The sequence below is a fragment of the Furfurilactobacillus siliginis genome (assembly GCF_001437435.1).
GTDB lineage: Bacteria > Bacillota > Bacilli > Lactobacillales > Lactobacillaceae > Furfurilactobacillus > Furfurilactobacillus siliginis.
Window position 1 is genome coordinate 257,336 of record NZ_JQCB01000001.1, and the last position, 13,638, is coordinate 270,973.

Below are 13,638 nucleotides of genomic sequence, written 5' to 3' on the forward strand. Positions count from 1 at the left end.
GAAGAGACTACTCGTGCATCTTTTTGCGATCCCAACGATGTAAGAAAACGATGATCGCCGGTAAAATGGTTAGCGCGCTGATTAACGAGAAGGCAGTGTCCAATACGGTGATAAGCCCAAAGGACTGCAACACTGGGAAGTTTGCAAAGATGATGGCAGAAAATCCACCGATAACCGTCATCCCTGAGACAAAGATGGCTTGTCCAACTGACGTCACCGCCTCAATGATCGCATCTATAGGTTGTTTCCCACGTTGCTGTTCCTCACGATACCGTTCCAAAATCAAAATTGTGAATTCGGTTCCGATCCCAAGTACTAACGAACTGAGTGAGATCGTCAATGGATTGTATGAAATGCCCATCAACCATAATGTCAGTGGTGACAGTCCCAATACCAGCAAAATCGGTAGCACTGGGTACAATGCAAAACGGAAATCACGGTAAATCAACAAGAGAATTAAGAAAATAATCGTAATTCCAGCAATGATAATAAGCTCATGGTTCGCAGTCATGTTGTTGACACCGGTTAGCCCCATCACCTGTGCACCAGCTGGGCGAATCGAGACGCCATGCGGTGCATGGACATCATTACTAATTTGATTCATTAGCTTTAACTGTTGCGTACTGCTTAAATCTTTATTGATCCTAAACTGTAGCGTCGTGTACTGATGATCATTGCTAATCAGTACCTGCTTCATCGATTTAGGTAGCTGATTACTACGAGCATTTAAACTTTTTTGTGGTGTCTCAGAAACTTTCACAGCGTTCATTTGTAAACTAGTTGGCAGGCTCGTAACACCAGTAATTCCGGTATAACGCCGATCCTCTTGCCGCCCAAATTTAGCAACATACTGCATTGTCTTTTGGTCACGAACATCATCACCCTTTACTAAATAAGTGATGTACGCCGTTGACCCAATCTGGCGTTGTAAGTATTTCGTATCTTGCAATGCCGGCATCGACTGTGGAATCATCTTGGTCATATCCGTTTCAGTGTTTAACTGTCGCTCAACACCAAAACCAATCCCACCAAGCAAAATCCCGATAATCAAAATAACCACACTGTGCTTCGTAACGAACGTTGCATACCGCTTTAAGAATGCTGCCAAAGCCGATGGCTTACGTTCCTTTGTGGTGGCTGCTGTCGTCGTATTCTTACGATCTAAGAATGGCACAATGCTAAACATCAAGATCAATTCCGTAATGTATGCACTGACCACCCCAATCGCTAAGGTCAATCCAAACCCTTGCATCATTGGTGCCTTTGACAGAAACATCGTTAGAAAGCTAAAAGTCATCACCATTAGTGAAATACCAACGGCCGGTCCCATTTTACCAATCGCAACCTCTAACGCATGTGTCGCATTATGGTCATGGCGATACTCTTCTTCATATCGATTTAAAAATTGCACACCAAAGTCAGTCCCTAAACCAATGATGATCGGCAGTGTTGCCATCGTCGCTAACGTCAATGAAATACCCGTCCAGCCCATGAATCCAAACGTCCAGATAAGACTAACGGCCACAAAGAATAACGGAAACATCCGCCGCCGAACGCGGAAAATCAACGATAAAATAACAAACATAACCACCACGGCTAAACCAAGCATGATCATCATTGCTCGCGTCACTCGTGCCTGTACTTGACCTGAGATTGCTGGTGAGCCAGCAACACGAACCTTGATGGCATGGTCGAAGTGCGCTGCTTTAATGGCCTGATTGACGTCCTTAGTTAATTTCACGTAAGTTGTCATATCAGTTTTATCAGATGTGTTGACCAGCAATAAAACATTCCGCCCATTTTTCGGCAGTAACTGTTGCATAGCCTTAGGCACACGTCCACTATCAGAGAAAATCAAATTGCGTAACATCTTTGTCGACATGTCGGCAGTCTTTGGCAGCTGCTGTTGAACTTGTTGACCAATTTTCCCCTGCCGTTCTGGTGTCAGCAAGCTCATTGTATATTGCTGAATCTTTGCTTGTTGATCAGGTTGCAGTGCCTTGTTCAAATTAGTAGCCGCACTTGGATCAGCTGCTAACGCCTGCTTTTGGGCATCATTCAGCAAACTCATCGTATATTGCTGAATCTGTTGCTGCTGCTCAGGTGTCAGAATTGCTGTTACTTGACCTTGTAACTGCTGCTTTGCCTTTGCTGGCAAACTTGCCATTAGCTGTGCTTGTTGTTCCTTGTTTGCAGCACCTGCACTCGCAGCATTCTTAGCATGTAAGCTTTCATCTAACACGTTTACGATACTAGTTGTTCCACGAACGTTATCAACCTTGTCTAAACGACCCCGTAACTTATCTAAACGATTCATCGTGTCGTGACTGACCAGATCATCTCGTGATCCACTCAGTAATACATAGACTGCATCCCCACCAAAGTGCTTTTGATACGTTTCTGTATCCTTATACACCTGGGCTTTTTTGCTAACAAAAATACTGTTACCCATGTCCATTTGAACTTTAGGCAAACCGACCGCAAAGCCTGCGGTGATTAATAAAATGGCAGCTAGTAGCCAGCCAATGCGTTTTTGAATAAAGTGTCCCAACGCAACGAAATATCTCTCCATGCTTTTTATTGCCCTTTCTCTACGAAAATTAGGTCTAGTATAAAAAGCCGTGCATAACAAAAACAGATACAGAAAAAGGCGCGTGTCCCTTAATGAGACACACGCCTTTTTCTGTATCATTTATTCCGGTTCAATACCGCAAAAACGGTCAATGCTGTCCATCAAAAAGGTTACAATTTCATCTCTCGATGTCGATTGTTCCGTTGTGACCCAACGCATAATCAGGTTCGTCACGGCGCCAGCAATCATGCTGATAACTAAATCCGTCCGTGGTGATGCATTGATTTGATTAAGTAACTGATCGTGTGGTGAGCCATCTTTTGTCCGCGCATCATCCAACTTTTCAGTCAAGGTTTGCTCTAATGCTTCACTTAACACAAAGTGCATGTTTTCATGCTGATTGGCAGTAGTTAGGTTTCGAAATTCCCGGCGATTTTCATTCACATAATCCACAACCTCAGTAATCAATTCGCGATGATTCGTTTCTAGTTCACGTGAATCAACTTCTTGACGCATGATACGAAACTCATCTTGGAGCAAGTCATACTTATCATGATAATACCGATAAAACGTGCTGCGATGATTTTGAGACTGCTCACAAATGTCATTCACACTGATTTGTTCAAACGGTTTTTGTTTTAGCAATGCATGTAATGCGTCGACAAATTCTAGGCGCGTCTTTTCCTGACGCGAGCTTGGTTCGCTGATCATCATTTGGTTGATCTACCTCCTGTTTCACGTGTAACACCATCATCTAGCTGGTTAATCTGATTCCTCGTTTTACATGATTACGTGCGGTCTTGCAAGGATTTCTTATTCTGGCTGCAGTCCTTTTTCTAAAAAGGTTACGGTATAATCCACTTCCTGCTTGAGATTACCAGCATCGTCCGAGTTAATAATTAATTTTGCAAAGTAAGCGAAGATCGTGCTGACCATAAACCCAACAATGTATGACATCGGCCAATCAACAATTAACTTTCGTGATTGTAAGTCCTGTACAGCCGCGTTAGTTTCTGCATTGATACTTTTAGCAAAAACTGTCTTTAATTCATCAGCAAAATCTTGATCATACAAAAGCTGTCCCACCAGAATTTTAATCTCACGAAAGTTCTTTGTCATGAATGTCATTCGGTTGGTTACGACTGTTTTAATGAACACATGAAGTGAGTCATAAGTCACTCCCAACGTCTGTGTTTCAAATTCATTGGCAGCTGCGGGAAATGCGGAACTAATTAATGGTGTCAGCACCGCTAACATCAACTCTGTTTTATTTTTAAACCGCTTATAAACCGTGCCTTCCGCAACACCAGCGCGTTCTGCAATATCAGAACTACTGGTTCGATCAAAGCCGCGTTCAGAAAACAACTCCAATCCTGCTGCTAAAATTTGTCGCTGCTTGGCCGTAATGGACGTGTTATCCTGCAACGCTTGCGCATAAAAGGCCATGAAGTTAGTAGACGTATTATTTTTGGTCGCCATGAGCGAACCTCCCTGCTTAAATTCATATCATGATGATAGTCGTCCTCTCCCTATAACACAAGGGATTACGCCACTAACCGGCACCAATGTACGACCGGTCATCAGAAGATTCGAGTTGACTTTTAATTTAATGGCTCTATACTGGCGTCATAAAGTGAGTGATTAATTCCTCACTAATAAAACAAAAGAAGGAACCCCGCTCATGACTAAACTAGCATTATTAAAACGGCCGCTTGTGTGGCTATTCTCTGCACTCGCCATTGTCATTGCCATCTTTTTTTCAACATTTTTACTACCCGCCTTTCATGACCTACCAACCAGCACAAATAAAATTCCGGTGGCAGTCATTAACCAAGATACCAGCACAACTGGAAAGACAGTTACTAAACAGCTAACTGATAACTTACCTTTTAAGCACATCCACCAAAATGTTTCCTTAAAGACTGCGCAGCAGCAACTAAACAATCGCCAGTTAGGACTGGTTATTCGCATTCCTAGCAATTTCACGACGCAGGTCATGGCCGGTAAAGAAACGCACGTCCACTATTATGTAAGTGATGCTAACGGCATGGTTCAAAACAATATGAACAAGGCTTTAATCAGCAACGCCACTAACAGCATTGCCAACCACGTCACTACGAATAAGGCGGCGGGGATGTTTGCTAAAGTTCTTGGTCCACAAATTGCGCAGCAAGCACAGGCGAAATTTGCTAGCAGTCCACAGGCCGCTCAATTACAAGGAAACCCTGCGGCTCAAGCTGCTGCTAAACAGCAACTGACTGCTCAGGTACAGCAGACCACCGAAACGGCAGCTAAACAAATGAGTGCTGCCTTAGCCAAAGGCGTAACGCCGATCACACATGTTTCAAACAAATTACCGGCTCGCCTGAGCCATCAAATGGCGCCAATGACGCTCGGTCTAGGAACTTATCTGGGAACCATGATTATGTCTGTTATGCTTGTGGCCTACTTCATGGGTCAACGTTTCGAAAGTGGCAAATGGGCGGCGCTACTTGCTACTCAAGTCGTTGGTTTCGTGACAGCCGTTATCCTCCCCTGCTTTAGCGTGACCACACTTCGCCTCATCATTCATCTTTCCGGCGCGGCCTTCTGGGGAACCCTCACATACAACATGTTGTTTACGCTAGCAATCTTCGAATTTGTGACCGCTATCGCCTTTTTACTCGGTGGCTTACCAAGTATGCTGATACAGTTACCACTATTTATTATGCAGGTTGTCACTGGAGGCATTATCGTGCCGCATGATTCCTTAAATGGCTTTTATCACTTCATTGCAAACTGCACACCAATGTACGCTGGTATGACAGGCAGTCAAAACTACTTGTTTGGTGGTGGGCAAACCGGGATGTTAAGCGGACAACTGTGGCTGATCACACTTGTTGGTCTAACTGTGACCGTTTGCTGCGTGGCGATTGGGTATCGTAGTGCGGAACCTAAGGGACTGGCAAAGATGTTTAGTTAACAAATATTTTTTGAAATACAAAAAAACGTGGGACAAAAGTTAAGTCGCTGTGCAGAGCTCGAACAACCTACAGGATTGAAGACCAATCCGTACGACCGTTCGAGGTCTTGCTCGCTACTTTCCAACTTTTGTCCCACGCTTTTACTATCTATGCTCGTAAATCAAAAAGTGTTTGGGACAAGGTGACTTATCCCAAACACTTTTGCTGTTATATTATCGAAAACGTGTTCTCAGACCTTGAATCACTGCGCATTGCTTGTTCGCCGTCCGTGGCTCCCGCCACTACCGCCGCACCTGCAATTGCTCGGATTCAGACCAGGTCTGATCACACTCTGGCAACTTTTCCCTGTTCAATATACACCGACAGAATCGCAATATCAGCTGGGTTAACACCCGAGATACGACTTGCCTGTGCCAATGTTTCCGGCTGAATCTTGATTAGCTTTTGACGACCTTCTGTGGCGAGGCCTTCAATAGCCTCGTAGTCGATATGCGCTGGGATTGCCTTGGCTTCCATGCGCTTCAGCTTCGCGATTTTTTCCTCAGCTTTTTTGATGTAACCAGCATACTTCAATTCAATTTCGACCTGTTCAACGACGCGATGGTCCAAATCCTCAGCTGGTGCATCAATAAACTTTACTAGGTCCGCGTATGTTACTTCTGGTCGACGCAAGAAATCAGATGCCAAAACACCATCTTTTAACGGCGCATCATCGTGTTCCGCCAGCCAGTTATTGACCGTTTCGTTTGGCTTGACCCGAACAGAACTTAATCGCTGCAATTCAGCTAAGATCGCTGCCTGTTTCGTTTCAAACTGACTGAACCGATCTTCATCAATTAAACCAAGGTCATGACCCATTGCCGTCAATCGTAAATCAGCATTATCATGCCGGAGAATCAACCGATATTCGGCACGGCTGGTTAATAACCGGTATGGTTCTTTAGTACCTTTGGTAACCAAATCATCGATCATAACGCCAATGTAAGCATCGGAGCGCTTCAAGGTAAATGCTTCTTCACCTAATGCACGACGACCGGCGTTGATTCCGGCAATCAGTCCTTGTCCAGCAGCCTCTTCATAACCAGATGTACCGTTCATTTGACCAGCCGTAAATAGATTTTTAACCAGCTTAGTTTCTAGCGTATTGCGTAGTTGATATGGCGCTACGACATCATATTCAATGGCATATCCAGGACGCATCAATTCTGCATGTTCAAGTCCTTTGATCGAGTGCAAAATCTTCTGCTGAATTTCTTCAGGCATCGATGTTGATAAGCCTTGAACATACCATTCGTCTGTCCGTCGACCTTCAGGTTCTAAGAACAACTGGTGACGACTCTTATCAGCAAAACGCACAATTTTATCTTCAATCGAAGGACAATAACGAGGTCCAACACCTTCAATCACACCGGAAAACATTGGTGCTCGCTCCAGGTTTTCCCGAATAATGTCATGTGTGTGCTCGTTAGTGTAAGTTAACCAACAGCTCAGCTGATTTTTAACATCAATATAGGCTTCATCGGGCGTTTCAAAGCTAAAATGATTTGGTTCAACATCCCCAGGTTGTTCTTCGGTCTCATCGTAATCAATGGTTCCACCATCTACACGAGGTGGTGTACCAGTCTTGAATCGTTCCAGGTCAAAACCAAGTTCTTCCAAATTTTCTGAAAGTTCAATGGATGGCTGTGAATTATTAGGACCAGAAGAATACATCAATTCACCAATGATGATTTTCCCACGAGAGGCAGTCCCCGCCGTTAAAACAACGGACTTAGCAGCATAGTGTGCCCCAGTTGACGTAATGACACCCTGACACACACCATCTTCAACGATCAGGCCAGTAACCACGCCCTGACGCAATGTCAGGTTTGGTTCCTTTTCCATCGTATGCTTCATTTCTTCATGGTAAGCATGTTTGTCTGCCTGTGCCCGTAAAGCGCGCACAGCTGGTCCCTTACCTGTATTAAGCATACGCATTTGCACATAAGTCTTATCGATGTTGTGGCCCATTTCGCCACCAAGTGCATCAATTTCACGAACTACGATCCCTTTTGCAGGCCCACCAACTGATGGATTACAAGGCATAAATGCCACCATTTCCAGTGAAATGGTCATTAAGAGTGTTTTGTTACCCATTCGTGCTGCGGCTAAAGCAGCCTCAGAACCAGCATGTCCGGCACCAACTACAATTACATCATAGGCACCAGCCTGATATGGCTTTCCCTCTGAAATCATCTATATAAATCCTTCCTCGTCTTGTTTCACGTGAAACAGTTACTTACCCAAACAGAATTGGGAGAATAGTTGCGTTAATAATTCATCTTGGACAGAATCACCGGTAATCTCACCCAATAAATCCCATGCACGCGTCATGTCGATTTGTACCAAATCAACCGGCATCCCCGCAGCAATGCCAGTCATCACATCGTCTAATGCCTGGGTCGCCTGATTTAATAATCCAATATGCCGTGCGTTTGTCACCATGACCGTTGTTTGACTGTTTTCAATACCACCAAAGAACAATTCAGCAATTTTATCTTCTAACTGATCCATTCCTGCACTAGTCACAACGGCCGTGCTAATGATTGCGTCATCGCCTATCAACGTCTGAAGTTCAGGTAAGGTCACCTGCTGTGGTAAATCAGTCTTGTTCACGATTACGATTCGTTTACTATCAGCTGTCAAATCGATTAGCTGACGATCTTCAGCCGTCAATGGTTCACTCCCATTGATAACTAGCATCACCAAATCAGCGGCTTCCAATGCTTGTTTGGAACGCTCCACACCAATTTTTTCGACCTTATCATCGGTTTCATGAATTCCGGCTGTATCAACTAACTTAAGCGGAACCCCCTTAACATTGACGTATTCTTCGATCACATCACGAGTGGTTCCAGCAACGTCGGTCACAATCGCTTTGTCCTCATGTAACAGATGATTCAACAAACTAGATTTACCAACGTTCGGGCGCCCGACAATGGCTGTTGCTAGCCCTTCACGTAACACCTTTCCTTGCTGCGCAGTACTCAACAACTCAGCAATCCGTGATTTAACATCACGTGCCTTTTCCAACAACAAGCGCGTGGTCATCGTTTCTACATCATCATATTCCGGATAATCAATGTTGACCTCGACCTGTGCCAACACGTCTAAAATATCTTGCCGTAAGTTACGAATTAAACCAGCTAAGTTACCATCCAACTGATTCAACGCAACCTTCATCGATTTATCCGTCTTTGCTCGAATCAAATCCATGACGGCTTCAGCCTGTGATAAGTCGATTCGGCCATTTAAAAAGGCGCGCTTAGTAAATTCACCAGGTTCTGCTAACCGAGCACCATTGCTAAGCAACAGTTGAAGAATCCGGTTAGTAGCAACGATTCCACCGTGACAGTTGATTTCAATGACATCTTCACGCGTAAAGGTCTTTGGTGCTTTCATAACAGAGACCATTACTTCATCAACTTCTTCACCAGAACTCGGTTCAACAATATGGCCATAATTAATCGTATGACTAGCCACCTGTGTCAGATCACGACCCTTAAAGACGCGTTCTGCCGTTGCTAAGGCTTCTTCACCACTTAGTCGCACAATGGAGATAGCACCTTCGCCAGGTGGCGTTGAAATGGCCGCAATCGTATCAAATTCTGTAATTGTCTGTGACATCTTAGCTCCTTTATCAGCTGTTTTTTGGCATAAAAAAAGTGCCACCCCACGCGTAAATACACGTGGGCAAAGCACCTTGACTACTTTAACCAGTAATTGATTTCTAGAATGTGTCAATAATATAAGCGTCGCGCAGGTTTGTCAAGCATTTACCGTGGACTGATCACAACACCACGTCGCGGTTCACGTCCCTGAGAAGTCGTTTGCACGTGACGATTATTAATGAGGTGTGAATGAACGACCTTTCGTTCAAATGCTGGCATCGGGTCTAACAGCACTGGTGTTCCACTTGCAATCACATTACGTGCGGTACTGTCAGCTAATCGACGTAAGGTTGTCGCACGCCGCTCGCGGTAGCCACCGACATCCAATAATAAATCAAAATGCTGCATGCCTTGTCGCAACATAAACGTATTACCCAGTAGCTGTAACGCATTAATGGTGCGGCCGTGCCGACCGATCAACAAGCCTTCCTGCTCAGTTAAAAACGTAACGGTCGCGCCATGGTGGTACGTTTCTGCCTCAGCATCAGCGTCAATGCCCATCGCAGCTAAGGCAGATAACAGATAGTCGGCCATCGCTTCCAAATTATCATTTAACTTTGCTTGATTGGCTGTCTGCCGGGCACGTAATTCTGCTGGAGACAGTGCTTGGCTTTTTTTACTAACAGCATGCGGTGCATCCCCTTCACGGCGCCGTGCATCTGCTTGAACATCTGTATTACGTGCAATTTGCTCGTCTCGATTAGCAGCAAGATGCTGGTCCAAATCATGACTAACTGGTTTGGCTTGCTGAGCATTCTGCATCACCGGCGTATGACTGGCACCAGTAGCCGTTCCTGCCACTTTAGTTGGCTGCTTCGTAACTTGTTGCGGCTTAATGGTTAAATCAACGACAGCTAGTTGTTTCACACGTCCAAACCAACCATGTACAGGTTCAGAAATCACATCGATTTGAACTTGCTCACGACTAATTTGGATGGTTTTTAAACCCGTTTGAATTGCTTCTTCTACCGTGCGTCCCTGATATTTTGTCACCGTCAGATCCCCCATTAACCCGTCTAATTGCATTAATTGTAGCACGCAGACAGGTTCGCTTGCTGGTTCATGTCTGCAATCTTATTAAAGCCCTTATATTTTTAGACAATTATTTTAATTTTTCTGTGATCATTTCAATCAGTCGCTTGGCTAATACCGTCTTTGCCAGCGTTGGCAGTTGTTCTGGAGCATGCCCCGGTTGCAGAACCGTCACTTGATTCGTATCTACGCCAAAACCACTATCCGCTCTGGCGACATCATTTGCAATCAACATATCGAGTCGCTTTTTCGTAAGCTTTTGTTGTGCATTTGCTAACAGATTTTGTGTTTCTGCTGCAAATCCAACCATTAATTGCTGTTTCTTAGTCTGTGCCAATGTCTGTAAAACATCCGGGTTTTTCACTAATGCCAACGTCATTTCATCATTATCAACCGTCTTTTTGATCTTTTGATCGGCCACCTGTGCAGGTCGAAAATCCGCAATTGCGGCAGCCATAATCAGCACGTCAAGATCAGCAAAGTGTGTTTGAATCGCCGCTAACATTTCTCTGGCATCACTCACAGATACAACTGTTACACCCGCTGGCGTAGGCAAAGCAACCGTGCTCACTAACGTCACTGTTGCGCCTTGATCAGCCGCGGCGGCAGCAAGTGCGTACCCCATTTTGCCAGAAGAATCGTTACTGATGAAGCGAACCGGATCAATCCGCTCTTTCGTACCACCGGCAGTTACTAAAAAGCGACGACCTACTAACGGACCCGTTACCTTTGCCCAGTATGTTTGAACAAATGCCACAATCTGTGCTGGTTCTGGCAACCGTCCATGACCGGCATACCCTTCTGCTAACAAGCCTGTCGCTGGCTCCATGATAATGCGACCATCACCTTGCAATAGCTTTAGATTTCGCTGTGTCGCCGCTGCAGTCCACATATGTTCATTCATCGCTGGCACCAAAATAACTGGCGCAGTCGTCGCTAGCAACGCGCTGGTGACAACATCATCGGCAATGCCTGTGGCCAACTTCGCTAAGCTATTCGCAGTTGCCGGCACAACGACCGCTAATTCTGTCCAATCGGCTAATTCAATATGTGGTACATACGCGGTGTTATCGGCCCGAAAAAGATCAGTAATAACCGGTTGCTTTGTTAACGTTGCAAACGTTAGTGGCGTCACAAATTCAGTTGCTGCCGCGGTCATTGCCACGCGGACCTGTGCGCCTTGCTTCATTAGGCCGCGAACCACACTGGCCGCTTTGTAAACGGCGATACCACCTGTAATGTAAACTGCCACATGGCGATCTTGTAATGTCATGAGTGTTCCTCCTTTTGTGCGCGCATTGCCTCACGTTGTCGGTCTTCTCGTAACGCCCGAACCAAATTGACCAATGCTAATAAAATGGTGACGACTAATCCACTGATGGGAACAATCAAGACGGCAATCATCGCGATGATTAGTCCGCCATATAACGTCGCCGCACTATAACCAGTTAATTTACCAACAAAATCAATTTGTTCTGTTTGTCGTGGATTCAATCGCTTCAAGTCACGCGCCATGACGGTATAAGACAACGACCAAAGTAGTTGCACGATGATATACAACATTTCTGCAAGTCGTGAATTAGGAAACTCACCAACATACGCTGTAACATACGGGAAAAAGCTCAAACATAGCAGCCATAACATATTGTCCCAGTAGATGCGTGCTGTAACTGTTTCCGTCGTGTTGAATAAATCATGATGGTTATACCAAACCAACATAATAAACAAAAAACTGATCGCATACGCGCCAAATTTAGTGCTTTGTGACAGCAGGCTGTGCCAATGTATCCCCATTGGGACAGCCAACTGCAATACCAATAACGTGACAATTATGGCGATGATGCCATCGGTAAATGCAATCATGCGTTCCTTATCCATTTTAACAATTGCGCTTGTATGACGTGAAATAACAACCATCGAAGTAACAGCTGAAATAATCACGCCACCAATTCCTGCCAACGGGAAAACTGGCGTCAATAACAAGACAATGCCAGTTAATGTAAATCGATACCACACGTCTCGCTGCTGCCCGTTACCAAGTAATTGAAATTCCGCGCGCTGATGCGGATTTGCTTTCGTTAACGTATGCATCAGTAACGAATACGTACCCATCCAGATAATGCTTAATAGTACATAATTCGCTTCAGGTACCACCCGCAATGGATAACGTCCAACCCAAGCAGTCGCAACTGGAATCAGTGACATGACAAACACCCATAAGGTATTTGCCAAATACACTGGTAAATTTACGTGTTTCGCCGCACGAATAATATTGTGGTGGTTAAACCACGTGATCATAATCAACAAGAAACTGGTTATATATGCAATGATTGACCCTGCTTGACCCAGTACATCTCGTAAACTGTCATGTGCCGGAGGTTCAATCTCCAATATTAAAATGGTTACTTCAATGGCAATGATGGCGTCCGAAAAACCTGTGAAACGTGATTTATTCACCAGTACATCCCCTCTACCGTTTGTCTTACCATTAGTGTAATTTTATTTAGTCAGGAGCACCACCAAAAAATGCTCGTAAACTGGCTTTCTCAGAGAGTGGGACAAATGACTTATGTCCCAATCTCACCTTTTTATGGGTGCCTTCGGTAGTATCTAAAATCCATAATGGTTCACACCTTGAACTATTATAATAAACGCCCTATACTATAAGTAGTGAAGGGGCTTACATTCGCTAACTAACGGGGGTGTTTACATGCTTAAAAAAGTCCAACCAACTAACAGTGACATCAATCACATCACCGAATTACTTATTCACGGGCACTTAACTGATTTATATTCTTTGAAAAAGGTCAATGTCGCACTACCAGGTGCAAAAAAACTCAATTTTCGGGATATTCTGATAGTACTGCAGATTGGTTTAGAACCAGAAATCACCTCTTCTAAACTAAGTGAACTATTCCGCATATCCACACCGTTATTATCGACGCGTATCTCAAGTTTGATGCGCCTTGATCTCATTAAACAAGTTGAAGATCCTGACGACCGCCGCATTCATAAACTACTACTACGCTCTGCTGGGACAACCTTATTTAATGAATGGTACCAGCACATTAAAAACTTTGCTGTCGATATTTTAAATGACTTTCCGCGCGCCAGTATCGATGAAATGGAACACATTATTGATTTCATCGTTAAACATGCTGTTACCGGGCTTGGTAATCACAAAGCGTAACTAAAAATGGGCCTGGGACATAACTAACTATGTCTGCAGACCCATTGTTGTTTTCTGATTTTCAATAGCGGAAACGTGTGTCAAAAGTCAAGTCGCTGTGCAGACTACGAACAGCCTACCGGATTGAAGACCAATCCGTACGGCAGTTCTAGGTCTTGCTCACGACTTCCC

Annotated in this window: 10 protein-coding genes; 2 read left to right on the plus strand and 8 right to left on the minus strand. The window is 44.5% G+C overall.

Going from position 1 to position 13,638, the window contains the following annotated elements; translation table 11 throughout:
* Positions 1 to 7 precede the first annotated feature (7 nt).
* The 3 genes from IV55_RS01175 to IV55_RS01185 form a co-directional block, all read right to left on the minus strand.
* A complete protein-coding gene (locus IV55_RS01175) occupies positions 8 to 2,572 on the minus strand; it encodes an efflux RND transporter permease subunit (protein ID WP_057808576.1) in 2,565 nt (854 codons plus the stop codon).
* 120 nt (positions 2,573 to 2,692) lie between these two features.
* Positions 2,693 to 3,286: a TetR/AcrR family transcriptional regulator gene (locus IV55_RS01180; protein ID WP_057808577.1), complete on the minus strand. Its 594-nt coding sequence runs from the start codon at positions 3,284 to 3,286 to the stop codon at positions 2,693 to 2,695.
* A gap of 99 nt (positions 3,287 to 3,385) precedes the next feature.
* Positions 3,386 to 4,051: a TetR/AcrR family transcriptional regulator gene (locus tag IV55_RS01185; RefSeq protein ID WP_057808578.1), complete on the minus strand. Its 666-nt coding sequence runs from the start codon at positions 4,049 to 4,051 to the stop codon at positions 3,386 to 3,388.
* Positions 4,052 to 4,253: 202 nt separating this feature from the next.
* Here IV55_RS01185 and IV55_RS01190 point away from each other — a divergent pair, with 202 nt between their 5' ends.
* The gene (locus IV55_RS01190; RefSeq protein ID WP_057808579.1) at positions 4,254 to 5,534 is read left to right on the plus strand and encodes a YhgE/Pip domain-containing protein; all 1,281 of its coding nucleotides are present in this window, start codon (positions 4,254 to 4,256) and stop codon (positions 5,532 to 5,534) included.
* A 325-nt stretch (positions 5,535 to 5,859) separates the two neighbouring features.
* Here the strand turns inward: IV55_RS01190 and mnmG are convergent, their stop codons facing one another.
* From mnmG to IV55_RS01215, 5 genes are all read right to left on the minus strand, one after another.
* A complete protein-coding gene (mnmG, locus tag IV55_RS01195; protein WP_057808580.1) occupies positions 5,860 to 7,770 on the minus strand; it encodes a tRNA uridine-5-carboxymethylaminomethyl(34) synthesis enzyme MnmG in 1,911 nt (636 codons plus the stop codon).
* A gap of 39 nt (positions 7,771 to 7,809) precedes the next feature.
* Positions 7,810 to 9,201 (minus strand): tRNA uridine-5-carboxymethylaminomethyl(34) synthesis GTPase MnmE, encoded by a 1,392-nt coding sequence (mnmE, locus tag IV55_RS01200; protein ID WP_057808581.1) that lies wholly within the window; start codon positions 9,199 to 9,201, stop codon positions 7,810 to 7,812.
* Between the two features lie 149 nt (positions 9,202 to 9,350).
* Entirely contained in the window at positions 9,351 to 10,238 is an 888-nt protein-coding gene (jag, locus tag IV55_RS01205; protein WP_057808582.1) for an RNA-binding cell elongation regulator Jag/EloR, read from the minus strand.
* 109 nt (positions 10,239 to 10,347) lie between these two features.
* Positions 10,348 to 11,550, minus strand: a complete 1,203-nt coding sequence (gene coaBC, locus IV55_RS01210) for a bifunctional phosphopantothenoylcysteine decarboxylase/phosphopantothenate--cysteine ligase CoaBC (protein ID WP_057808583.1) — start codon at positions 11,548 to 11,550, stop codon at positions 10,348 to 10,350.
* Entirely contained in the window at positions 11,547 to 12,734 is a 1,188-nt protein-coding gene (locus tag IV55_RS01215) for a TMEM175 family protein (RefSeq protein ID WP_057808584.1), read from the minus strand. The genes coaBC and IV55_RS01215 overlap by 4 nt, the downstream gene beginning before the upstream one ends.
* Before the next feature lie 253 nt (positions 12,735 to 12,987).
* On the opposite strand from IV55_RS01215, the gene IV55_RS01220 reads away from it, so the two are divergent.
* The gene (locus IV55_RS01220) at positions 12,988 to 13,467 is read left to right on the plus strand and encodes a MarR family winged helix-turn-helix transcriptional regulator (protein WP_057808585.1); all 480 of its coding nucleotides are present in this window, start codon (positions 12,988 to 12,990) and stop codon (positions 13,465 to 13,467) included.
* Positions 13,468 to 13,638 lie beyond the last annotated feature (171 nt).